Origin of the sequence: Pseudomonas sp. NPDC012596, assembly GCF_042902325.1 — a bacterium.
Classification (GTDB): Bacteria; Pseudomonadota; Gammaproteobacteria; order Pseudomonadales; family Pseudomonadaceae; genus Aquipseudomonas.
In genome coordinates, this window is record NZ_JBIBEB010000004.1 from 178,359 (window position 1) to 201,058 (window position 22,700).

Consider the following 22,700-nt stretch of genomic DNA (forward strand, 5'->3'; position numbering starts at 1 on the left):
GTTTAGGGGCAATGTCAGCACGCTACGGCTAGGAGAATTCTGAATAACGTCGGGATTTCACCTTGTTGAAATGAAGGCGTGCATCAGGCACTTCAGGCTTTGCCTGGAATACCGTACTTGCGCAACCGCTGGGCAATGGCGGTATGAGAGGTCTGCAGCCGCCCGGCCAACTGGCGCGTAGAGGGGTAACTGGCATACAAGCGCTGCAACAGCTCGCGCTCGAAATCACCCACTGCCTGCTCCAGGCTCCCCACCTCACCCTCCACCCCACGCGCGACCGAGGTGCCGGCAATGTCGAGGTCACCGATGTCCACCAGGTTGCTTTCACAGATGGCCGCCGCGCGGAAGATCACGTTCTGCAGTTGGCGCACGTTGCCCGGCCAAGGGTTGGCCAGCATTGCCGAGTGGGTCGCCGGGGTCAGGCGGCAGGCGGGGCGCTGGATTTGCGTGCAGGCCTGCTGCATGAAGTAGTGCGCGAGCATGAGGATGTCCTGGCCGCGGTCACGCAGCGGTGGCACCTGCAGGTTGAGCACGTTGAGGCGGTAGAACAGGTCCTCGCGGAAGGTGCCCTCGGCGACCATGCGTTCCAGGTCGCGGTGGGTGGCGCTGATGATGCGTACATCGACCTTTACCTCACGGTCGCCGCCCACGCGGCGGAAGCTGCCGTCGCTGAGAAACCGCAACAGTTTGGCCTGCAGGTACGGCGACATCTCGCCGATCTCGTCGAGAAACACCGTGCCCTGGTTGGCCAGCTCCATCAGCCCGGGCTTGCCACCCCGCTGGGCGCCGGTGAAGGCGCCTGGGGCGTAGCCGAACAGTTCGCTCTCGGCCAGGCTTTCGGGCAGCGCGGCGCAATTGAGGGCGAGGAATGGCGCGGCGTGCCGGCTGCTGATGGCATGGCAGGCGCGGGCTACCAGCTCCTTGCCGGTGCCCGTCTCGCCATGCACCAACAGCGGTGCGTCGAGGGCGGCCACGCGCATCGCCCGGGCCTTGAGGGTGCGAATCGCCGGGGAATCCCCGAGCAGTGCATCGAAGCCTTCGGCATGGTCGTGGTGCAGGGCCGACAGGCGTTCGCCCATGCGGTTGGGCGGGTACAGGGTCAACAGGCCGCCGGCGTTGGTGATGGGCGTGGCATCCAGCAGCAGGCTCTGGCCGTTGAGCTGCATCTCGCGCATCGGCAGGTGGAAGTTGTTGTCCAGCAATGCCTGCAACAGGCCGGGGTCGCCGAACAGTTCGCCGACTGAACGCCCGGCAGATTCGCGGCCGCACAGGGCGATCAGTGCGGGGTTGGCCAGCAATACCTGGCCGGCACTGTCCACAGCCAGCACCGGGTCACTCATGGCGGCCAGCAGGGCGTCCAGCTGCAGGTGGCGGCGCTGGCCGGGGAGGATGTCGACCACGTCCACCGACTGTACGCCCCGCACTTCGAACAGTGCGTCGTGCAGCTCTTCGAGCACGGCGGGGCTGAGGGTCGGGGCGTCGATGTAGACGTTCGGCGGGACCATCTCCACGGCGTCCAGGTTGAGGTTGCGGGCACCGAGCAGGGCGAGGACTTCCTGGGTGATGCCGACGCGGTCGATGAAGCTGACGTGGATGCGCATGGGGGAGGTGGGTTGTGGCCGGGGAGGGCCTCAGTATGCCCTGATACGGGGTTCTGGCCAAAGCTGAGCGGTGGTCCCTTCGCGGGGCAAGCCCGCTCCCACAGGTACTGCGCTGTATTCAAGTGCAGCGGAGTATCTGTGGGAGCGGGCTTGCCCCGCGAAGGGGATCACTCGAGATGTTCTGGCTTGATCGAGTCGCCAGACTTCACATCCAGCTTGGCGCGGATGTCTTCGAACATCGCGTCGTAGATCTTGTGCGGTGAGCTGAGGGTTTCGAATTTCTTGGGCGGGGCGAGGTGGGCCTGGGCCTTGCGGCTCATCACCATCAGGAAGCTGGGCAGCACCTGGTCCTTGGGCAGAAAGAACTTTTCATCAACCGTCTTGCTTTCGATGCTGCCATGCATGTGGAACTGTATGCCGCGGCCTTCTTTGGGATCTTGCGTCGCTTCGTACTCGATGTTGAGGTCGTAACTGTGGTCGGCGCTGTTCAGCGCCGTGCGCTCGATATGCACGTGACCGGGTTGAAACTGAGCCATGGCGGCGTCCTCCGGAGGTCGAAAATGGCGGGCAGCCAGCGCCCGCCTACTGCATTCAACGGTAGCTCAGACCTGGCTTGGCCGTGGAAACGCGTGTGCCGGCGGTGCCTTTGACGATGTCCTCGATGTTTTCCAGCGAGCTGATCACCGCCACTTTGCCGGTGGCGCGGGCAAAGTCACTGGCAGCCTGTACCTTCGGCCCCATGGAGCCGGCGGCAAACCCTAAGCGTTCGAGTTCGTCGGGGTGGGCTTGGGCAATGGCCTTTTGTGTAGGCTTGCCCCAGTCAACGTACGCCGCATCGACGTCGGTGGCGATTATCAGAAGGTCGGCTTCCAATTGCTCGGCCAGCAGTGCCGAGCACAGGTCCTTGTCGATCACCGCTTCGATGCCTTTGAGCTTGCGGTTCTCATCGTACATGGTGGGGATGCCGCCACCGCCTGCGCAGATCACGATGCTGTTTTTTTCCAGCAGCCACTTGATCGGGCGGATCTCGAAAATGCGCTTGGGTTTCGGGCTGGCCACCACGCGGCGGTACTTGTCGCCGTCAGCCTTGACCACCCAGCCCTTTTCCTTGGCCAGGCGTTCGGCTTCTTCCTTGCTGTAGACCGGGCCGATGAACTTGGTTGGGTCCTTGAAGGCCGGGTCGTTGGCGTCGACTTCAACCTGGGTGAGCAGGGTGGCGAACGGCACTTCGAACGCCAGCAGGTTGCCCAGTTCCTGTTCGATCATGTAGCCGATCATGCCTTCGGTTTCGGCACCGAGCACGTCCAGCGGGTAGGCTTCATCGGGTTTATAGGACAGCGCCTGCAGCGACAGCAGGCCCACCTGGGGGCCGTTGCCGTGGGCGATGACCAATTCGTTGCCCGGGTGAATCTTGGCGATCTGCTCGGTGGCGGTGCGGATATTGGCGCGCTGATTGTCAGCGGTCATGGGCTCGCCGCGGCGCAGCAGGGCGTTGCCGCCCAATGCAACAACGATACGCATGGGAATGTCCTTTGCGAAGATGGGGGTAGCGCCTCGTTTCTGTGTGGGAGCCGGCTTGCCGGCCCCACGCTATCGAGGTGCTTATCAGAGATCAGCCAGGGTTGAAACCAGGATCGCCTTGATGGTGTGCATGCGGTTTTCCGCCTGCTCGAAGGCGATGCATGCCGGCGATTCGAACACGTCGTCGGTGACTTCGATGCCATTGGCCAGGTCCGGATACTGCTCGGCGATCTGCTTGCCGACCTTGGTCTCGGAGTTGTGGAAGGCCGGCAGGCAATGCATGAACTTGGTCCGTGGGTTGCCGGTGGACTTCATCAGTTCGGCGTTCACCTGGTAAGGCTTGAGCTGCTTGATACGCTCGCCCCAGGCTTCGATCGGCTCACCCATCGACACCCAGACGTCGGTATGCACGAAGTCCACGCCCTTGACCGCGGCTTTCGGGTCTTCGGTGAGGGTGATACGAGCGCCGCTTTCCTCAGCGTACTTCTTGCAGCGCTCGACCAGGTCGTCATGCGGCCACAGCGCCTTGGGCGCGGCAATACGCACATCCATGCCAAGCTTGGCACCGATCAGCAGCAGCGAGTTGCCCATGTTGTTGCGGGCGTCGCCCAGGTAGGCGTAGCTGATGTCGTGCAGCGGCTTGTCGCTGTGCTCACGCATGGTCAGCACGTCGGCGATCATCTGGGTGGGGTGGTATTCGTCGGTCAGGCCGTTGAACACCGGCACGCCGGCAAACTTGGCCAACTCTTCGACGATTTCCTGCTTGAAGCCACGGTACTCGATGGCATCGTACATGCGCCCGAGCACGCGGGCGGTGTCCTTCATGCTCTCTTTGTGGCCGATCTGCGAGGAGTTGGGGTCGATGTAGGTGACGTTGGCGCCCTGGTCATAGGCGGCGACTTCGAAGGCGCAGCGGGTGCGGGTGGAGGTTTTTTCGAAGATCAGGGCGATGTTGTTGCCCTTCAGGTGCTGCTGCTCGGTGCCGGTGTACTTGGCGCGCTTGAGGTCGCGGGACAGGTCCAGCAGGTAGCGCAGTTCGCGCGTGGTGTGGTGTTCGAGGCTGAGCAGGTTGCGGTTATGGATGTTGAACGCCATGACTGTATCTCCTTGAATTCGGTGAGGGCCCCGGCCGCCGCTTCGTGGGCGCGGCCGGGCGTATGGTCGTTAGTAGTCGATTGGGTCGCGGACGATCGGGCAGGTCATGCAGTGGCCGCCGCCACGGCCCCGGCCAAGCTCGCCGGCGCTGATGGTGATGACCTCGATCCCGGCCTTGCGCAGCAGGGTGTTGGTGTAGGTGTTGCGGTCGTAGCCAATGACCACGCCGGGCTCCATCGCCACCACGTTATTGCCGTCATCCCACTGCTCGCGCTCGGCGGCGAAGCTGTTGCCGCCGGTCTCGACCACCCGCAGCTTGACGCCCAGTTGCTCGCCCACCACCTCGATGAACGACTTGTTCACGCGGCGCACATCCATGCCGTACGGCTTGCTTTCGTCCGGGCGGATGATGAAGGGCACGATTTCGTTGACGACTTCGGGGAAGACGGTCACCAGATCGCGGTCGCAGAAGCTGAACACGGTGTCCAGGTGCATGGCCGCACGAGATTTCGGCAGGCCGGCGACGATGACTTCCTTGACTGCGCCTTTGGCGAACAGGTTTTGCGCCAGCTGGCCGATGGCTTGGCGCGAGGTGCGCTCGCCCATGCCGATGAGCACGATGCCTTTGCCGATCGGCATCACGTCACCGCCTTCGAGGGTGGCGTTGCCGTGCTCCTTGTCCGGGTCGCCGTACCAGACCTCGAAGTCGGCATTGGTGAATTCCTTGTGGAACTTGTAGATGGCGGTGGTCAGCAGGGTTTCCTGGCGTCGCGCTGGCCAGTACATCGGGTTCAGCGTCACACCACCGTAGATCCAGCACGTGGTGTCACGGGTGAACTGGGTGTTGGGCAGTGGCGGCAGAATGAAGCTGGAGTGGCCCAGGTAGTCGTTGTACATCTTGACCACATCGGCGCCTTCGCTCTGCGGCAGGTCCTGGCCGGCCACGCCGCCGATGAGGAACTCCGCCAGGTGGCGAGGTTCGAGACCTTCAAGCCAGCTGCGCACTTCGTTGGTCAGGCCGACACCAACGGTGTCTGGGGTGATCTTGCGGTCGAGGATCCACTTCAGTGCTTCCTTGTCCTGCACGATGTCGGTCAGCAGGTTGTGCATCTCCAGCACATCCACGCCGCGCTCGCGCATCTTGGTGACGAAGTCGAAATGGTCACGCTTGGCCTGATCTACCCAGATCACGTCATCGAACAGCAGTTCGTCGCAGTTGCTTGGGGTCAGGCGCTTGTGCGCCAGGCCCGGCGAGCAGACCATCACTTTGCGCAGCTTGCCGGCTTCGGAATGGACACCGTACTTCTGTTTTTCAGCGGACATTGTTCAATCCTCCATTTGGTGCAAAGACGTGGGTCACAGGGTCAGGAAACCGTCGTACAGACCATAGGCCGCCACCAGGGCGCCGATGACCACGGCTGCGAAGATCAGTTTTTCCACGTTGGTAAAGATCGGTTGGCCGATTTCATGTTTGGCCTTGGCGAACAGGATCACGCCAGGGGCATACAGCAGGGCCGAGAGCAGCAGGTATTTGGTGCCACCGGCATACAGCAGCCAGATGGCATACACGAGGGCGACAGCGCCAATGAACATGTCTTTGCTGCGCTCGCCGGCAGCGTTTTCGTAGGTTTCGCCGCGCAGTGCCATCAGGAAGCCGTAGGCCGCCGACCACAGGTAGGGCACCAGGATCATCGAGGTGGCGAGGTAGATCAGCGACAGGTAGGTGCTGGCCGAGAACAGCGTGATCACCAGGAAGATCTGCACCATGGCGTTGGTCAGCCACAGCGCATTGGCCGGTACCTGGTTGGCGTTTTCGCGGCGCAGGAATTCCGGCATGGTGTGGTCTTTGGCTGCCGCGAACATGATCTCGGCGCACAGCAGCACCCACGACAGCAGGGCACCCAGCAGCGAGATGATCAAGCCGACGCTGATCAGTACCGCACCCCAGTGGCCAACCACGTGCTCAAGCACAGCCGCCATCGATGGGTTCTGCAGCTTGGCCAGTTCCGGTTGGGTCATCACGCCCAGCGAGAGCACGTTGACCAGTACCAGGAACAGCAGCACGGTGATGAAGCCGATGACCGTGGCCTTGCCGACGTCGGCGCGTTTTTCCGCACGGGACGAGAAGATGCTCGCGCCCTCGATGCCGATGAACACCCAGACGGTGACCAGCATCATGTTGCGCACCTGGTTCATCACGCTGCCAAGTTCCGGCGTGCCGGTGCCCCAGATGTCGGCGGTGAAGATGTCGAGCCTGAAGGCGAACAGGCAGATCAGCGCGAACAGTACCAGCGGCACGACCTTGGCCACGGTGGTGACCAGGTTGATGAACGCCGCTTCCTTGATGCCACGCAGTACCAGGAAGTGCACGGCCCACAGCAGGATCGACGCACCGATGATGGCGGCCGGGGTGTTGCCTTCACCGAAGATCGGGAAGAAGTAGCCGAGGGTGCTGAACAGCAGTACGAAGTAACCGACGTTGCCCAGCCAGGCACTGATCCAATACCCCCAGGCTGATGAGAAGCCCATGTAGTCGCCGAAGCCGGCCTTGGCGTAGGCGTAGACACCCCCGTCCAGGTCAGGCTTGCGGTTGGCCAGGGTCTGGAACACGAACGCCAGTGTCAGCATGCCGACGGCAGTGATCGCCCAGCCAATCAGTACAGCACCCACGCCCGCGCTGGCCGCCATGTTTTGTGGAAGCGAGAAGATGCCGCCGCCAATCATGGAGCCGACGACGAGGGCAACTAGTGCGCCAAGTTTTAGTTTTCCAGATGAATCAGACATTTAACAACTCCGTACCAGGAGAAAGTTGACAACAGAATAAATCCGTCGCCCGAGCCATAACCTGACGTGGATCAGTTCATGGCGTGTGAAGTAGGAAATTTCCTTCACATGACTCCTGGAGAGTGCCGACAGCCTTGCTACAGGCCACGTGCGCTGGCACCTCCATGTACATCTAGAGCAAACGCTCTGTTTCAGCCTGCGAGCTTTAGAAGCTAGTCGCTTCTGCCGTTTTCGCAAATATTTCTCAACAAATCCGGAAGATAAAAGTTGCCTGAAGGACATGCGTTTTTGTCAGCAGGCAGGTATAGACAAAGGAGTTATGAGTGCTATAGCTTTAATGGCTTTGTCTCTTATAAGTAGCCTTGTTTATATGCAGATAAAGCTGTTTCAGGCGTGTGACAACACACACAAAAGATGGGGATTTACATGAGCGAACCAGGACAGAAGCTCCGTCTAGGCGCGTTGATCGCACTGGTAGTTGGTTCGATGATTGGCGGCGGGATTTTCTCGTTGCCACAGAACATGGCGGCACGCGCCGATGTCGGCGCCGTGCTGATCGGCTGGGGTATCACCGCGGTGGGCATGCTGGCGCTGGCCTTCGTGTTTCAGACCCTGGCCAACCGCAAACCGGAGCTGGACTCGGGTGTCTATGCCTATGCCAAGGCCGGCTTTGGCGACTACATGGGCTTTTCTTCGGCCTGGGGGTACTGGATCAGTGCCTGGCTGGGCAACGTCGGCTATTTCGTGCTGCTGTTCAGTACCCTGGGCTTGTACTTTCCGGTATTCGGCGAAGGCAATACGCCGATCGCCATCGGCTGTGCCTCGCTGCTGCTGTGGGCCGTGCACTTTCTGGTGCTGCGTGGCATCAAGGAAGCGGCGTTCATCAACCAGGTGACCACCGTTGCCAAGGTGGTGCCGCTGCTGATCTTCATCGTCATCGCCGCTTTTGCCTTCCGTGCCGACATCTTCACCCGTGATATCTGGGGCTTGAGCAACCCGCAGTTCGGCGATGTGCTGGACCAGGTGCGCAACATGATGCTGGTCACCGTGTTCGTGTTCATCGGCATCGAGGGTGCCAGTGTCTACTCGGGCAGGGCACAGCGCCGCTCGGATGTCGGCAAGGCCACGGTCATCGGCTTTCTCGGCGTGCTGGCGCTGCTGGTGCTGGTCAACGTGCTGTCACTGGGGGTCATGACCCAGCCGGAACTGGCCGGGTTGCAGAACCCGTCGCTGGCGTCGGTGCTCGAGCATATCGTCGGCCCATGGGGGGCCTTGCTGATCAGCATCGGCCTGGCGATTTCGCTGCTGGGTGCACTGCTGTCATGGGCGTTGCTGTGCGCCGAAATTCTCTTTGCCACAGCGCGGGACAAGACCATGCCGCGCTTTCTGGCCAAGGAAAACGCCAACCACGTGCCGGCCAATGCCTTGTGGCTGACCAACTGCATGATCCAGGGGTTCCTGCTGATTACGCTGGTTTCGGCTGGCACCTACACCAGCCTGATCTACCTGGCGTCGTCGATGATTCTGGTGCCGTACCTGTGGTCGGCCGCTTACGCGGTGCTGTTGGCGCTGCGCGCAGAGGGCTATGGCGGGCAGCAGGCGCTGCGGCGCAAGGACCTGCTGGTTGCGGCGGTGGCGCTGCTGTATGCGGTGTGGCTGCTGTACGCCGGTGGGCTCAAGTACCTGTTGCTGTCGGCGTTGCTGTACGCCCCTGGGGTGATCCTGTTTGCCCGGGCCAAGCACGAGCAGGGCCAGGCGCTGTTCACCCCGTGGGAAAAACTGATTTTCGCAGCGGTGCTGGCGGGGGCGGCACTGGCGGCCTATGGGCTTTATTCAGGGCTGCTGAGCTTGTGAGGCAGGCGGGCAGGCGGGCTCTGGCCGCGACCAGATCCACAGGTTGCCCAGGGCCATGCCGGCGATGGCCAGGAACACCGGCCAACGGTGGTCGAGGAAGGTCAGCATCACGCCTGCACACACCAGCATGCTGATGGTCGCGCTGACCTTGGCCCGGCGCTGGATCAGCTTGCCGTTGCGCCAGTTGTACAGGATTGGCCCGAACAGCCGGTGGTTCTCCAGCCACGCCGACAGGCGCGGTGAGCTGCGTGTCGCCGCCCAGGCGGCCAACAGGATGAATTCGGTGGTCGGCAGGCCAGGGATGACAATGGCGACCAGGCCGATGCCCAGGCTTACGTAAGCCAGGATGCCATATAGCAGGCGCGACAGTTTCGAGCGGGCAGGTCGGGTCATGGTCTCACTGCGAAAAACGGTCCGGCCACCGGAGGGGTGGCCGGGTAAAGCGTATCAGGCCAGCGCGCTGTCGGCAGCGTAGGCATGCTTGAGCAGTTCGGTGAAGCGCTCGAAGGCGGCGACAGCGCCACGCTCGGCAGCAGCGTCTTGCTCGGCCGTCAGCTCCAGGCCATCAAGAATACGGGTGAACTGCTTCCAGCCTTCGGCGCGGCCACCGGCTGGCTCGCCCAGGTGGCGAGCACCAAAGCTGTCGGACAGTTCCAGCGCCACGGCACGCTTGATCAGAAACGCAGCGCCCAGTTTGGAGCCTTCGGAGACGAAGATCCAGCCCAGTGCCTCGGCAAGGCTCAGGTTCTGCGGTGCGCCGGCGATGGCGGCGGGTACTTCGGTGTCGAGGTCGGCAAGGTCCAGGCGGGCTTGCTCGGCGCGGCAACGCTCGGCCAGGTCGGGGACGATGGCGATCAGTTGCGGGTCGGTGTACAGGGCCTGCAGTTCGGACTGGAACAGGTACTGGGCAACGACGAAACGGGCGAAGCTTTCGCGGCTGTCGAACGGCGCGTGGGATTTGACCAGGGCGTCGAGCTCGGTGTGCGGCGCGTGGGTGACCTGGTTGAGGCGTTGCGAGCGCAGGGCTGGGCGGTCGGTCATGGGGGCTTCCTTGGAAAATGGGGGCGTCTAGTGACAAGACGAAACAGCGGGGGTGGGAGAGTAAAAAAACTGGGTTTCCTGTTGAATGTACCGGCCCCATCGCCGGCAAGCCGGCTCCCACACGTGTTCCACTGAACCTGAGGGCAGCGGGGTACCTGTGGGAGCCGGCTTGCCGGCGATGGGGCCAGTACCGATCAGCTCAAATCAGATATCCCACACCACATTGATGGCGAAGTTGCGCCCTGGCATGGTCAGGCGGTCCAGGTTGGCTGGCTGGGTTACGCCTGCCTCACCCTGGCCGTCGTAACCGCGCACCGAGTCCCACTGCCAGTATTTCTTGTCGGTCAGGTTGTACAGCCCAGCGTTGACCGTGACGTCGTCGGTCACCTTGTAGAAGCCGCTCAGGTCCAGCACGCCGTAGCCTGGTGTGCGGAACTGCGAGCTCTGCCCGTCCGGGGCGAAGAACGTGGTGTCGTCGACGCGGGTCTTGCGCTTGACCACGGTCCAGCTGAGCAGGCCGCCGTAGTTCGGCTGCTCGTAACCCAGGCCGAACACGCCGGTCAGCGGGTTGACGCTGTTCAGCGGCTGGCCGTTGTCATCGTTGCGGCCGTTGGCGTAAGCGATCGAACCCTGGGTGTACAGGCCTTCGGGCGCACCGAAGTGGTCGAGGTTGAGGCGTCCTTTGACTTCGGCGCCCTTGATGGTGGCGTGCTTGATGTTGTTGGCCTGGAAGGTGGTTTCCAGGTTGGCCGACTGCACGGCATCTTCGTCGATGAAGTCGCGGTACTTGTTGTAGAACACCGCAGCGCTGAAGTTACCGGCATCGAAGTTGCCACGCAGGCCGGTTTCGTAGCTCTTGCTCTTCTCGGGCTCAAGGCCCGGGTTGCCTTGCACGCTGTAACCCAGCGTCGGGTTGTCGAAGCGGCCGTACATCGACTTGGCAGTCGGTGTGCGGAAGCCCTCTGCGTACTGGCCATACCAGGTGTAGTTGTCGTTGAACGCGTAGGTCAGGCCAAATTTGGGCGACACGCGGTGCCACTTCTTGTCCGAGTCGTCCAGGCTGCCAGGCGCTGCGCCCGAGCCTTGGATGCCACGCAGAAACTCGTCGGTGAACTTCGGCTCCATGCGCGTGTAGTCGTAACGCGCGCCTGGCAGGAAGGTCCAGTTGTTCCAGCGAATTTCATCCTGGGCGAACAGGCTGTAGGTGTTGACGGTCGGGTCCGGGAAGTCGCTGACCAGCGCCTGTGCATCGCTGGCGCTGACCTGGCCGATGGCGCGGCAGGTGCCGCCGACTGCCAGGCAGGTGCCGGTGCCGCTGCGCGAACCGGTGACTTTTTCGTGCTTGAGGGTGGTGCCGTAGGTCAGCAGGTGGTCGGTGGCGCCGATGCTGAAGGCTTTGTCCAGCTGGGCGTCGAAGACCCACTGGCGGTCCTTGTAGGTGGTGTCGCGGGTACGAAAGACCGTGCGGCTGAACGGAAAGTAGACTTCCTCGGTGTGCTGGTCGGTCTTGGCGATCTGGTAGTTAAGGCTCCACTTGATGTGGTCGGCCACCAGCGAATCCAGGCCGAATTCGTGGTTGATGCCGAAGCGCTCGCGGGTCACGGTGTCGTTGCCGGTACGGCTGCGGTACATGCCCATGCCGGCGCCATTGGCGAACGGGCCGCCCACGGCGCTGAGGATGTCCTGGTCTCGGTCATCCTTGTAGCGCTCGTAAGTGAAACCCAGGCGGGCGTCGTCGGCGTAGTTCCAGCCAAGCTTGGCCAGCACGTTGGTGGTGCGCACGTCTTCCGGGTTGGCTTCGGTACGCGACAGGCCGGTGCCGCCGTGGCCCCCATACGACTCTGTTTCGTGGCCGTTGCGCTGGCTCACGTGCAGCAAGCCGTCGAAGTCGCCCTGGCGGCCGGCCACGGTGGCGGAGGTCAGCCAGCTGTCATCGGCCGAGCTGTAGCCGGTCTTCAGCCGAGCACCCACATCCTTGCCAGGCTTGATGATGTCTTCGGGGTCGAGGGTGAAGTAGCTCACGGCGCCGCCGATGGCGTTGCTGCCATACAGCACCGAGGCGGGGCCGCGCAGGATCTCGACGCGCTTGACGATTTCCGGGTCGACATAGTTGCGCTGGGTCTGGGCGTAGGGGCCGTAAAAGAAGCTGTCGGGGATCGATACACCGTCGATCTGGGTCAGCACGCGCTCACCGTCGATACCGCGGATGTTGTAACCATTCAGGCCGCTGCGCTGGCCGGTGCCGCCGACCGACACGCCCGGCTCGTAACGCACCAGCTCCTGGATGTTGCTGACGTTCTGGCGGTCCAGCTGTTCGCGGGTCTGCACGCTCACGGTGCTGGGCACCTGGCTGACGTCCTGGGCGCTACGGGTAGCACTGACGGTCATTTGCTGCAGGGCGATGGCGTTGCCCGCCGACTGGCGTTCGAGCACCACATTGCCGTTGCCTATCTTGCGATAGCCAAGGCCGGTGCCTTGCAGCAGGCGCTTGAGTGCAGCCTCTGGCGCCAACGAACCTTGCACACCTGGCGAAGCTACGCCCTCTGCCAGTTCGGCGCTGAAACCTACCTGCCACCCGGTCACCTGGCTGAAGGCATTGATGGCCTCGACCAAGGGCTGCTGGGCGATACTGAAGCGGTAGTCGCCCATGCGTGGGCTGCTCGCCTGGGCTGGCTCTGTGGCCAGCGCAGGCAGGCTGCAGGCTCCGCTGGCGAGCAGGGCCAGGGTCAGCAGGGACAGTTGGCCGGTACGGCGGGGAAGGGTGGACGGGCGAGTTGTACCTGTGGACATCGAAAGCGCTCCCAGACGCGCGAACTGTTATAGGTGATGACCGTTCTTGTTTTCAAACAAGAATCAGTTGCATTGGCTATAACGAGACGGGCGGGGTAGCGCGATCGCGTAAAAATAATTGGCAGGTCAGTTGAGAATGACCACGGCGGGGTATTCGTGCAGCTGCGCCGAAGTGATGTGAGCCAGCGCGCGCAAGGTCTCCAGCGGCTGGTCGAGGCGGTAGTTGCCGGTCACCGCCATGTCGTCGAGGTTGGCGTTGCGGTTGATGATCCAGCCTGGGTAATAGCGCCGCACTTCGGCCAGCACCTGGCTCAGCGGGCAGTTTTCGAATACCAGGCGGCCGTCGACCCAGGCCAGGTCCTTGTGCATGTCCGGGCGCTGGCGCTGGCCGAAGCCTTGCGGGCCGACGCTGATGCTGTCACCAGCGCTGAGGCGGATGCGCTGGTCGCTGGCCGCCTGCAGGTCAACGTCACCGCGCTGCACGCGGACCTGCGCCTCGCCATCGAGGTAGCGCACGGCAAAATCGGTGTCGCGTACCTGGGCTCGCAGCGGCCCGGCCTGCACTTCCAACGGCAGTTGGGCGCCCGCCGGTACCTGGAAAAACGCCTCACCCTGCAGCAGGCGCGCCACCTGGCGGCCGTCACGCAGGTCGCTGGCGAAGGCTGAGTTGGTGTTGAGCAGCACCTTGGCGCCGTCATCGAGTTGCAGGCGCTGACGTTCGCCCACCACGGTCAGGTGATCGGCCTGCAGGCGCACCGGCAGGTTGCCCACGGTGAACAGCCCGACCAGCAGCACGGCAGCGGTCGCCAGCGGTTTCCAGTGTGCACGCAGGCGCCCGCGCACGGAGCGGCGCCGGCCTTGGTGCATCTGCGTGGCGGCCTGGCGCAGCGGCGTGCCGTTCCACAGGGCTTCGGCTTCGACGTAGGCCACGGCGTTTTCCGGCGCGGCGCCAAGCCATTGCTCGAAGGCCAGGGTGTCGGCTTCAGTGGCGCATTGCAGGCGTACCAGCCAGTCCAGCGCCTCGTCCATCGCACGGGCGCGGGCGTCGGGCCCGGCGGTCGGCGGGCGAGGGACGGGGCTGTCGGTCACGGTGAATCCTTGAAATGATTTTCCCGAATGATCACGGCTAAGGCGGGGCGTGGCAAGCGCTTAGCCTCACTCTGCTGGCCGGCGGTCGTCTCACTTGAGGCGATCGGCCACACCTATGCAGATGGCCATGATCAGTTTCAGTTCCTTCTGCACGGTGCTGGCCGAGACATCCAGCTGTTCGGCGATTTCCAGGTAGCTGGCGCCATGCAGGCGGCTGAGGATGAAGATGCGTTGCTGGCGCTCGGTCAGCTGGTTGAGGCTGACGCTGAGGTGCTTGAGCAGTTGTTCGGCATGTGCGGCATCTTCGCTGCTGCTCAGGGGGGCGGCGACGTTGTGCAGGATTTCGTCGGGAACATCGTCGACCAGCATGCGCGATTGCACCCGGCGTGTGCGCAGGTGGTCCAGGGCCAGGTTGCGGGCGGTCTGGAACACGAACGGTTCGAGGTGGTCGATAGGCCGCTCGCCCAGGGCACGGGACACCCGCAGGTAGGTTTCCTGCAGCAGGTCCTCGGCGGTGCTGGGGTTGCCGACCATGCGCTGCAAGGTGCGCAGCAGGGAAAGGCGCTGGACGAGGAAGACGGAGTTGAACCGGGACTGACTCACGGGGGGACCTGGCCGACAGAAGGTTAATGATAATGCTTATCATCTTGCCTATTGGTCAAGCGCGGAAGTGTTAGGGAAAGGTAAAGATTGTGAGTGGCGGCTGTGGGGGGCATGTCTTGGCATCTTCAGCGCTCATGAGATCGAGCGCCGCCCGCGCGGCGCTTCGCGGGGCAAGCCCGCTCCCACATTTGTTGCAACGTGCCATGGCCTGATAGGCCATAGTTGTCAGTCTTGTTGGCCCGACGAGATATTTCGGCTGGCACTGCCGCCGCCTCACCTGTCTTCAGTCATGCGCCAGGGCGGACAACCATGGCCTGACTGGAATGGCACGTTGCAACAAATGTGGGAGCGGGCTTGCCCCGCGAAGCGCCGCGCGGGCGGCGCTCGATCTCAAGGACGCTAAAGATCCCAAGGCAAGCGCCCCGCGATGCGCCGCGCGGGCGGCGCTCGATCTCACAGGCGCTAAAAAATCCCCCGCCAGGCGCCCCCTCACCGCGCGCTGCACAGCGCCAGGCAGTTATCCAGCATACGGTTGGAGAACCCCCACTCGTTGTCATACCAGGCCATCACCTTGAGCATCTTGCCGTTGCTGCGGGTGTGGTTGGCATCGAAGATCGACGACAACGGGTTGTGGTTGAAGTCGCAGGACACCAGCGGCAGGGTGTTGTAGCCCAGCACCTTGGAATGCCGGCTGGCCTCGAGGAACAGCTGGTTGACCTGCTCGGCCGTGGCTTCGCGCTTGAGGTTGAGGGTGAGGTCGACCAGCGAAACGTTGATCACCGGCACCCGCACGGCCATGCCGGTCAGTTTGCCGGCCAGCTCCGGCAGCACCAGGCCCACGGCTTCGGCGGCGCCGGTCTTGCTCGGGATCATCGACTGGGTGGCCGAGCGCGCACGGTAAGGGTCGCTGTGGTAAACGTCAGTCAGCACCTGGTCGTTGGTGTAAGCATGGATGGTGGTCATCAAGCCCTGTTCGATGCCGAACTCACGGTGCAGCACCTGGGCGATCGGCGCCAGGCAGTTGGTGGTGCAGGACGCGTTCGAAATGACCTGGTGGGATGCGCGCAGGATGTCGTGGTTGACCCCGTACACCACCGTGGCGTCGGCGCCTTTTGCCGGGGCCGAGACAATCACCTTGCCGGCACCCGCCGCCAGGTGTGCCGCGGCTTTGGCCCGGTCGGTAAACAGCCCGGTGCACTCGAACACCACATCGATCGCTTCGGCCTTCCAAGGCAGCTCGGCCGGGTTGCGGATGGCGCTGACCGCGATGCGGTCGCCATTTACCGTCAGGCTTTCATGATCGGCCTCCACCGATGCATCGAATGTACCGTGCACACTGTCGTATTTGAGCAGGTGAGCATTCATGGCGCTGTCGCCCAGGTCGTTGATGGCGACGACCTGCAGGTCCTGGCGGTAGCCTTGGGTATACAGTGCGCGCAGAACATTGCGCCCGATGCGGCCGAATCCGTTGATGGCGATGCGTAGGGTCATGGCAGTACCTCTGGCAGTCCGAGTGAAACCTGTGGCACAAAGAAGCTTCACTGAAACGGTTTTGTTGTTGGAATTACAAGATTATTCACTTAGCGATAGAAAACAAGCCTTTTTACTGGCAGTATTTTGTTTAAATATACAACGAGTGGTCGGGTGAGCCGCCTCCTCGATGCGCAGGGCCCCTTACACTGGAGCCTAGGCCGCAATCGTTTGGAGGGGAAATGCCCGGTAAACCGCCCTTACCGTTAGCCTGGAGTCCCGTACATGCACCCGCGCATCCTTGAGGTCACCCAACGGCTGGTTGAACGCAGCCGTGCCACCCGTGAACGCTACCTGCAGCTGATTCGCGGCGCGGCCAGTGACGGACCCATGCGGGCCAGCCTGCAGTGCGCCAACTTTGCCCACGGCGTCGCCGGGTGTGGCGCCGACGACAAGCAGAGCCTGCGGCTGATGAACGCTGCCAACGTGGCCATCGTCTCGGCCTACAACGACATGCTCTCGGCGCACCAGCCCTACGTGCACTTCCCCGATCAGATCAAGCAGGCCCTGCGCGAGGTCGGCTCGGTCGGCCAGTTCGCCGGCGGCGTGCCGGCCATGTGCGATGGCGTGACCCAGGGCGAGCCGGGCATGGAGCTGGCGATCGCCAGCCGCGAAGTCATCGCCATGTCCACTGCGGTAGCGCTGTCGCACAACATGTTCGACGCCGCGTTGATGCTGGGTATCTGCGACAAGATCGTCCCCGGCCTGATGATGGGTGCGCTGCGCTTCGGCCACCTGCCGACCATTTTCGTGCCGGGCGGCCCCATGGTGTCTGGCATCTCCAACAAGCAGAAGGCCGATGTGCGCCAGCGCTATGCCGAAGGCAAGGCCAGCCGCGAGGAGCTGCTGGAATCGGAGATGAACTCCTATCACAGCCCGGGTACCTGCACCTTCTACGGCACCGCCAACACCAACCAGTTGGTGATGGAGGTGATGGGCCTGCACCTGCCGGGCGCTTCGTTCGTCAACCCGTATACGCCTTTGCGCGACGCGCTCACTGCCGAGGCTGCGCAGCAGGTCACGCGCATGACCAAGGCCAGTGGCAGTTTCATGCCGCTGGGTGAAATCGTCGACGAAAAGGCGCTGGTCAACTCCATCGTCGCCCTGCACGCCACCGGCGGCTCGACCAACCACACCCTGCACATTCCGGCGATTGCCCAGGCGGCGGGTATACAGCTGACCTGGCAGGACATGGCCGACCTGTCCGAGGTGGTGCCGACCCTGTCCCACGTGTACCCCAACGGCAAAGCCGACATCAACCACTTCCAGGCCGCCGGCGGCATGTCGTTCCTCATCCGTGAGCTGCTCGACGCTGGCCTGTTGCACGAAGACGTCAACACCGTGGCTGGCCACGGGTTGCGCCGTTACACCCAGGAACCGTTCCTCGACAACGGCAAACTCGTGTGGCGCGAAGGCCCACAAGACAGCCTTGACGAAACCATCCTGCGCCCGGTGGCGCGGCCATTCTCGGCCGAGGGCGGCTTGCGGGTGATGGAAGGCAACCTCGGCCGCGGGGTGATGAAAGTGTCTGCAGTCGCCCCCGAGCACCGCGTTGTGCAAGCCCCGGCGCGGGTGTTCCAGGACCAGCAGTCGCTGGCCGATGCGTTCAAGGCCGGCGAGCTGGAGTGCGATTTCGTGGCCGTGGTGCGCTTCCAGGGGCCGCGTTGCAACGGCATGCCCGAGCTGCACAAGCTGACGCCATTCCTCGGTGTGCTACAGGACCGCGGCTACAAAGTCGCGCTGGTCACCGACGGGCGCATGTCGGGCGCATCGGGCAAGATCCCTGCCGCCATTCATGTCTGCCCCGAAGCATTTGACGGCGGCCCGCTGGCGCGGGTGCGCGAGGGTGATATCGTGCGCGTCGATGGTGTCGAAGGCACGCTGCAGGTGATGGTGTCGGCCGAAGAACTGGCCAGCCGCGACCTGCCGCCAGCGCCTCTGGGTAACGACCTGGGCTGCGGGCGCGAGCTATTCGGCTTCATGCGCATGGCGTTCAGCCCGGCCGAACAGGGCGCGAGCGCCTTCACCTCGGCTTTGGAGAACCTCAAATGAAGGACCTGCTGGTTGGCGACATCGGTGGCACCAATGCCCGTTTTGCGTTGTGGCGTGACAACCAGCTGTACCAGGTGAAGGTCTTCGCCACTGCCGACTACACAAGCCCCGAGCAGGCCATCGAGGCCTACCTTGACGATCAGGGTATCGCCCGTGGTGGTTTGGCAGCTGTGTGCCTGGCAGTCGCCGGGCCCGTCGATGGCGATGAGTTTCGCTTCACCAACAACCATTGGCGGCTGAGCCGCAGCGCATTCTGCAACACCTTGAAGGTCGAGCGGCTGCTGCTGATCAACGACTTCTCGGCCATGGCCCTGGGCATGACCCGCCTGCAACAGGGCGAGTACCGCCAAGTCTGCCCCGGCCAGGCCGACCCGTTGCGGCCTGCACTGGTGATCGGGCCGGGCACCGGCCTAGGTGTCGGCAGCCTATTGCGCCTTGGCGAGCAGCATTGGCAGGCGTTGCCGGGCGAGGGTGGGCATGTCGACCTGCCGGTCGGCAATGCCCGTGAGGCGGCGATCCACCAGCAGATCCACAGCCAGATCGGCCATGTAAGTGCCGAAACCGTGCTCAGCGGTGGTGGCCTGGTGCGCTTGTACCAAGCCATCTGCGTGCTGGATGGCGCCGTACCGCGGCACAAGACCCCTGCGGACATCACCGATGCGGCCTTGGGCGGTGAGCCACAGGCGTTGGCGGTGGTCGAGCAGTTCTGCCGCTTCCTGGGCCGCGTGGCTGGTAACAATGTGCTGACCCTGGGGGCGCGTGGTGGGGTTTATATTGTCGGCGGCGTGATCCCGCGCTTCGCCGAGCTGTTTCTGCGCAGTGGTTTTGCTGCGAGTTTTGCCGACAAGGGTTGCATGAGTGGCTACTTTGCCGGCGTGCCGGTATGGCTGGTGACGGCGGAATTTTCTGGACTGCTGGGCGCTGGGGTGGCATTACAGCAAGCGCTGGATCACTGAATTGTGAACGGGGCCGCTTCGCGCCCCAATCGCCGGCAAGCCGGCTCCCACAAAAAACGTGCGCAATCACGATCCCTGTAGGAGCTGGCTTGCCGGCGATTGGGGCGCGAAGCGGCCCTTGCAGCAGGCACTGAAGACCTGCGACAAACAAGAGGGCGGGACACCTTGAGCACTGCCGGTAAATCGATTTTGATGGTCGACGACGATCAGGAAATCCGCGAGCTGTTGCAAACCTACCTGAGCCGCGCCGGCTTCCAGGTGCATGCCGAAGCCGACGGCCAAGGCTTTCGTCGCGCGCTGGAAAACACCCCCTGCGATCTGGTTATCCTGGATGTGATGCTGCCTGACGAAGACGGCTTCAGCCTGTGCCGCTGGGTGCGCCAGCACCCGCGCCAGTCGCGGGTGCCGATTATCATGCTGACCGCCAGCTCAGACGAGGCCGACCGGGTCATCGGCCTGGAACTGGGTGCCGACGACTACCTGGGCAAACCTTTCAGCCCGCGCGAGCTGCAAGCGCGGATCAAGGCCCTGCTGCGCCGTGCAGAGTTCGGCCACGCAGCGCCGGCCAGCGCCGTGCTCGCCTTCGATGATTGGCGCCTGGACACGATCAGCCACCGGCTGTTCCACCGTGATGGCGAAGAAGTGATCCTCTCAGGGGCCGACTTTGCCCTGCTCAAGCTGTTTCTCGACCACCCCCAGCAGATCCTCGACCGCGACACCATCGGCAACGCCACCCGTGGCCGTGAGCCCATGCCGCTGGACCGCATTGTCGATATGGCGGTCAGCCGCCTGCGCCAGCGTCTGCGCGACACCGACAAACCGCCGCGGCTGATCCGCACTGTACGCGGCAGTGGTTACCTGTTGGCCGCGCATGTCTGCTGCGCTTCCTGAGCGGCGCTGGCGCCTGCTGCCGCGCTCCTTGCTGGGGCGCATGCTGCTGCTGACGCTGCTGGTGGTGTTGCTCGCCCAGGGCCTTTCGAGTGTGATCTGGGTCGCCCAGCTGCGCGCCAGCCAGTTGCAGGGGCTGCGCGCCAGTGCCAGCAGCCTGGCGCATTCGATGAGCGCCAGCGTCAGCTACTTCCGTTCGTTGCCAGTGGCCTACCGGCCAATGGTGCTGGACCAGTTGCGCAGCATGGGCGGCACACGCTTTTTCGTTTCGCTCAACGACAAGCCGCTGGACATGCCGGTACTGCCCATCACCCCGCGCAAGCAGGCGGTCATCGATGTGTTCCAGCAGGTGCTGCACGAGCGCCAGGGCGCGCAGATGGAAATATCGGTGGAGTTCGTCGGGCCCGATGACCTGCGCATCTTCAACAGCGGCCTGAAGCTCGATGAGCTGCCACGTTCCTGGGCGCATTATTCGCTTACCCTGGAGCCACTCAAGCCACCGGTGCTGGTCACCCAGATTCGCCTGGGCGAAGGCGAGTGGCTGTATATCGCCTCGCTGCTGCCCGAACCCTACACCAGCCTGGAAGCCGAGCGCCTGCCACGCCAGCAGATCGGCTTCATCGTGCTGACCACCGCCTTGCTGTTGCTGTTCATCGGCCTGCTGGTGCACTGGCAGAGCTGGCCGCTCAAGCGCCTGGCTAGGGCCGCCCGCGAGCTGTCGCTGGGTGCTGACGTGGCGCCGGTGGCCGAGGGTGGCGGTAGTGAGGTGGTCGAGGTTGGGCGGGCGTTCAACAGCATGCGTGAACGCATCAGCCGTTACCTCACCGAGCGCAGCCAGTTGTTCAGTGCCATTTCCCACGATCTGCGCACGCCGATCACGCGCCTGCGCCTGCGTGTGGAGCTGCTGGAGGACGAGCATATGCAGGCCAAGTTCAGCCAGGACCTGGATGAGCTGGAGCTGCTGGTCAAGGGCGCCTTGCAGTGCGTTAAGGACACCGACATCCACGAAAACATCGAACCTGTCGACCTCAACCAGGTATTGGAAATCCTTGCAGAGCCCTACGTGCGTGACGGCCGCATCACTGTCGAAGGCCAAGCCTTGGCGCCGTACCCGGGCAAGCCGCTGGCGTTGCGCCGCTGCATCGGCAACCTGATCGACAATGCCATCAAGTACGGCGAGCGGGCCCGTTTGCGCATCATCGACAGCGCCGACGGCTTCGTCCTGCAGGTGGATGACCAGGGGCCGGGCGTGCCGCAGCAGCAACAGGAGCAGGTGTTCGAGCCGCACTTCAGGCTGGCCGGGCAGCAGCAGGGCTATGGGCTGGGGTTGGGGATTGCGCGCAACATTGCCCATAGCCATGGCGGTGAAGTCAGTCTACTGAACTTGCGCGAAGGTGGGTTGCGGGTGACTTTGTACTTGCCACGCGGCTTTGATTGAGGCCACTGGCTCCATCGCCGGCAAGCCGGCTCCCACAGGAAGTTCACCGCTTTCGAGAACAGTGGGGTACCTGTGGGAGCCGGCTTGCCGGCGATGGGGCCAGTGCAGGCAAAGCAAGTGTCACTTTCTGGTGACATACCCGCAGGCGTTCGTGACATCCCAGCCAGGACGGCTGGCTAGAATCTGCAAACCTCAGGCATGGAAGGTACGGGTGCATGGACTACATCGATTCCCCCGAACACGGCGAATGGCTCAGGGCTGAAGGCCGGCGCCTGCTGTCGTTTGCCAAGGCTTCGCAGGTGGCTGAAGGCTTCGCCGCTCTAGACGCACAAGGCAGGCTGCTGCCCGTCGCCTGCGCCGAGACCATTATCACGGCGCGCATGACCCACAGCTTCGCCCTGGCCCATCTGCAGGGTGAACCTGGCTGCCTGGGATTGGTCGAACACGGCGTGCGCGCGTTGCGCGGGCCGTTGCACGATGCCACCCATGGCGGCTGGTTCGCCCGCCCGCATGGGCAGGGCGACGACGGCAAGGCGGCGTACCTGCATTCGTTCGTCGCGCTGGCCGCCAGCTCTGCGGTGGTGGCGGATGCTGCCGGTGCACAGGGCTTGCTGGCGGATGCAATCCGGGTGCTCGAACAGCGCTTCTGGTGTGAGGAGGAGGGCGCGTTGCGCGAGTCCTTCTCCAGCGATTGGCAGCAGCCCGAGGCCTACCGCGGTGCCAACAGCAACATGCACGCCACCGAGGCGTTTCTTGCCCTGGCGGATGTCACCGGCGATACGCTGTGGCTGGAGCGCGCCCTGCGCATCGTCGAACGCATCATTCAAGGCCATGCGGCCGCCAACGGCTACCGGGTCGTCGAGCATTTCGATGCGCACTGGCAGCCCGTGCCTGAATACAACCGCGAAAACCCCGCTGATCACTTCCGGCCTTATGGCACCACGCCCGGGCACGCGTTCGAATGGTCGCGGCTGCTGCTGCATCTGGAGGCGGCGCGGCGCTTGGCCGGGTTACCCACGCCGGATGGGTTGCTGGCCTGCGCCCGTGGCTTGTTCGCCAGTGCCTGCCAGCATGCCTGGGGCGTTGAGGGTGCAGTGGGCATAGTCTACACCCTCGACTGGCACGACCAGCCCGTGGTGCGTGAGCGCCTGCACTGGGTGCACGCCGAAGCGTGCGCCAGCGCTGCAGCCCTGCTTCGGCGTACCGGCGAGCGTGACTACGCGCACTGGTACCGTCGCTTCTGGGCGTTCATCGACACTCATTTCATCGACCGCGCCGCCGGCAGTTGGCACCACGAACTCGACCCTGCCAACCGGCCCGCTGCAACCATCTGGGCCGGCAAGCCCGACCTCTACCACGCCTACCAGGCGGTGTTGCTGCCTACACTGCCGCTAGCACCCAGCCTTGCCACCGCGCTGGCGCGCAATGTAACCAAACGATGACATTCACGCATCGCTT

General features: G+C 63.5%; 18 protein-coding genes. 6 read left to right on the plus strand and 12 right to left on the minus strand.

Annotated elements, in window-relative coordinates:
- Positions 1-92: 92 nt before the first annotated feature.
- The 6 genes from ACFY68_RS07180 to arcD (ACFY68_RS07205) all read right to left on the minus strand — a co-directional run bounded on the left by ACFY68_RS07180 (position 93) and on the right by arcD (ACFY68_RS07205) (position 7,001).
- Positions 93-1,601, minus strand: coding sequence for a sigma-54-dependent transcriptional regulator (locus tag ACFY68_RS07180; protein WP_387524993.1), 1,509 nt, complete (start codon positions 1,599-1,601; stop codon positions 93-95).
- Between the two features lie 167 nt (positions 1,602-1,768).
- A complete protein-coding gene (locus tag ACFY68_RS07185; protein ID WP_387524996.1) occupies positions 1,769-2,137 on the minus strand; it encodes a DUF5064 family protein in 369 nt (122 codons plus the stop codon).
- Positions 2,138-2,192: 55 nt separating this feature from the next.
- Positions 2,193-3,122, minus strand: coding sequence for a carbamate kinase (arcC, locus tag ACFY68_RS07190; protein WP_346611925.1), 930 nt, complete (start codon positions 3,120-3,122; stop codon positions 2,193-2,195).
- A gap of 84 nt (positions 3,123-3,206) precedes the next feature.
- On the minus strand, positions 3,207-4,217 hold the full coding sequence (locus ACFY68_RS07195) for an ornithine carbamoyltransferase (protein WP_012270693.1): 1,011 nt from the start codon (positions 4,215-4,217) through the stop codon (positions 3,207-3,209).
- A gap of 69 nt (positions 4,218-4,286) precedes the next feature.
- The gene (arcA, locus tag ACFY68_RS07200) at positions 4,287-5,540 is read right to left on the minus strand and encodes an arginine deiminase (protein ID WP_346611924.1); all 1,254 of its coding nucleotides are present in this window, start codon (positions 5,538-5,540) and stop codon (positions 4,287-4,289) included.
- 33 nt (positions 5,541-5,573) lie between these two features.
- Positions 5,574-7,001 carry an arginine-ornithine antiporter gene (arcD, locus tag ACFY68_RS07205; protein ID WP_387525000.1) on the minus strand — a complete coding sequence of 476 codons (1,428 nt, stop codon included), beginning with the start codon at positions 6,999-7,001 and terminating at the stop codon, positions 5,574-5,576.
- Positions 7,002-7,427: 426 nt separating this feature from the next.
- On the opposite strand from arcD (ACFY68_RS07205), the gene arcD (ACFY68_RS07210) reads away from it, so the two are divergent.
- Positions 7,428-8,855 carry an arginine-ornithine antiporter gene (gene arcD, locus ACFY68_RS07210; protein WP_387525003.1) on the plus strand — a complete coding sequence of 476 codons (1,428 nt, stop codon included), beginning with the start codon at positions 7,428-7,430 and terminating at the stop codon, positions 8,853-8,855.
- Here the strand turns inward: arcD (ACFY68_RS07210) and ACFY68_RS07215 are convergent.
- The 6 genes from ACFY68_RS07215 to gap all read right to left on the minus strand — a co-directional run bounded on the left by ACFY68_RS07215 (position 8,835) and on the right by gap (position 15,869).
- On the minus strand, positions 8,835-9,248 hold the full coding sequence (locus ACFY68_RS07215) for a YbaN family protein (RefSeq protein ID WP_387525006.1): 414 nt from the start codon (positions 9,246-9,248) through the stop codon (positions 8,835-8,837). The genes arcD (ACFY68_RS07210) and ACFY68_RS07215 overlap by 21 nt on opposite strands.
- 54 nt (positions 9,249-9,302) lie before the next feature.
- Positions 9,303-9,896 (minus strand): biliverdin-producing heme oxygenase, encoded by a 594-nt coding sequence (locus ACFY68_RS07220; protein WP_387525009.1) that lies wholly within the window; start codon positions 9,894-9,896, stop codon positions 9,303-9,305.
- Between the two features lie 204 nt (positions 9,897-10,100).
- The gene (locus ACFY68_RS07225) at positions 10,101-12,686 is read right to left on the minus strand and encodes a TonB-dependent receptor (RefSeq protein ID WP_387525011.1); all 2,586 of its coding nucleotides are present in this window, start codon (positions 12,684-12,686) and stop codon (positions 10,101-10,103) included.
- A 126-nt stretch (positions 12,687-12,812) separates the two neighbouring features.
- Entirely contained in the window at positions 12,813-13,775 is a 963-nt protein-coding gene (locus ACFY68_RS07230) for a FecR family protein (protein WP_387525014.1), read from the minus strand.
- 90 nt (positions 13,776-13,865) lie between these two features.
- Entirely contained in the window at positions 13,866-14,378 is a 513-nt protein-coding gene (locus tag ACFY68_RS07235; protein ID WP_387525017.1) for an RNA polymerase sigma factor, read from the minus strand.
- Positions 14,379-14,867: 489 nt separating this feature from the next.
- Positions 14,868-15,869 (minus strand): type I glyceraldehyde-3-phosphate dehydrogenase, encoded by a 1,002-nt coding sequence (gap, locus tag ACFY68_RS07240; RefSeq protein ID WP_387525020.1) that lies wholly within the window; start codon positions 15,867-15,869, stop codon positions 14,868-14,870.
- A gap of 264 nt (positions 15,870-16,133) precedes the next feature.
- Here gap and edd point away from each other — a divergent pair, with 264 nt between their 5' ends.
- The 5 genes from edd (at position 16,134) to ACFY68_RS07265 (ending at position 22,684) form a co-directional block, all read left to right on the plus strand.
- On the plus strand, positions 16,134-17,960 hold the full coding sequence (edd, locus tag ACFY68_RS07245) for a phosphogluconate dehydratase (RefSeq protein ID WP_346611915.1): 1,827 nt from the start codon (positions 16,134-16,136) through the stop codon (positions 17,958-17,960).
- Complete coding sequence (locus ACFY68_RS07250) at positions 17,957-18,916, plus strand: glucokinase (RefSeq protein WP_387525023.1); 960 nt, start codon at positions 17,957-17,959, stop codon at positions 18,914-18,916. Before edd ends, ACFY68_RS07250 begins: the two co-directional genes overlap by 4 nt.
- Positions 18,917-19,081: 165 nt before the next feature.
- Entirely contained in the window at positions 19,082-19,807 is a 726-nt protein-coding gene (gltR, locus tag ACFY68_RS07255; protein WP_346611913.1) for a two-component system response regulator GltR, read from the plus strand.
- Positions 19,788-21,242 carry an ATP-binding protein gene (locus ACFY68_RS07260; protein WP_346611912.1) on the plus strand — a complete coding sequence of 485 codons (1,455 nt, stop codon included), beginning with the start codon at positions 19,788-19,790 and terminating at the stop codon, positions 21,240-21,242. The genes gltR and ACFY68_RS07260 overlap by 20 nt, the downstream gene beginning before the upstream one ends.
- A 215-nt stretch (positions 21,243-21,457) precedes the next feature.
- Complete coding sequence (locus ACFY68_RS07265; RefSeq protein ID WP_387525026.1) at positions 21,458-22,684, plus strand: AGE family epimerase/isomerase; 1,227 nt, start codon at positions 21,458-21,460, stop codon at positions 22,682-22,684.
- The last annotated feature ends 16 nt before the right edge of the window (positions 22,685-22,700 follow it).

Excerpts from the sequence above, each read along its gene's own strand:
- gap (WP_387525020.1), bottom strand. The coding sequence starts at position 15,869 with ATGACCCTACGCATCGCCATCAACGGATTCGGCCGCATCGGGCGCAAT.
- ACFY68_RS07225 (WP_387525011.1), bottom strand. The coding sequence starts at position 12,686 with ATGTCCACAGGTACAACTCGCCCGTCCACCCTTCCCCGCCGTACCGGC.
- ACFY68_RS07265 (WP_387525026.1), top strand. The coding sequence starts at position 21,458 with ATGGACTACATCGATTCCCCCGAACACGGCGAATGGCTCAGGGCTGAA.
- ACFY68_RS07220 (WP_387525009.1), bottom strand. The coding sequence starts at position 9,896 with ATGACCGACCGCCCAGCCCTGCGCTCGCAACGCCTCAACCAGGTCACC.
- arcA (WP_346611924.1), bottom strand. The coding sequence starts at position 5,540 with ATGTCCGCTGAAAAACAGAAGTACGGTGTCCATTCCGAAGCCGGCAAG.
- ACFY68_RS07215 (WP_387525006.1), bottom strand. The coding sequence starts at position 9,248 with ATGACCCGACCTGCCCGCTCGAAACTGTCGCGCCTGCTATATGGCATC.
- ACFY68_RS07250 (WP_387525023.1), top strand. The coding sequence starts at position 17,957 with ATGAAGGACCTGCTGGTTGGCGACATCGGTGGCACCAATGCCCGTTTT.
- arcD (WP_387525003.1), top strand. The coding sequence starts at position 7,428 with ATGAGCGAACCAGGACAGAAGCTCCGTCTAGGCGCGTTGATCGCACTG.
- edd (WP_346611915.1), top strand. The coding sequence starts at position 16,134 with ATGCACCCGCGCATCCTTGAGGTCACCCAACGGCTGGTTGAACGCAGC.
- ACFY68_RS07195 (WP_012270693.1), bottom strand. The coding sequence starts at position 4,217 with ATGGCGTTCAACATCCATAACCGCAACCTGCTCAGCCTCGAACACCAC.
- ACFY68_RS07260 (WP_346611912.1), top strand. The coding sequence starts at position 19,788 with ATGTCTGCTGCGCTTCCTGAGCGGCGCTGGCGCCTGCTGCCGCGCTCC.
- ACFY68_RS07185 (WP_387524996.1), bottom strand. The coding sequence starts at position 2,137 with ATGGCTCAGTTTCAACCCGGTCACGTGCATATCGAGCGCACGGCGCTG.
- arcD (WP_387525000.1), bottom strand. The coding sequence starts at position 7,001 with ATGTCTGATTCATCTGGAAAACTAAAACTTGGCGCACTAGTTGCCCTC.
- arcC (WP_346611925.1), bottom strand. The coding sequence starts at position 3,122 with ATGCGTATCGTTGTTGCATTGGGCGGCAACGCCCTGCTGCGCCGCGGC.
- ACFY68_RS07180 (WP_387524993.1), bottom strand. The coding sequence starts at position 1,601 with ATGCGCATCCACGTCAGCTTCATCGACCGCGTCGGCATCACCCAGGAA.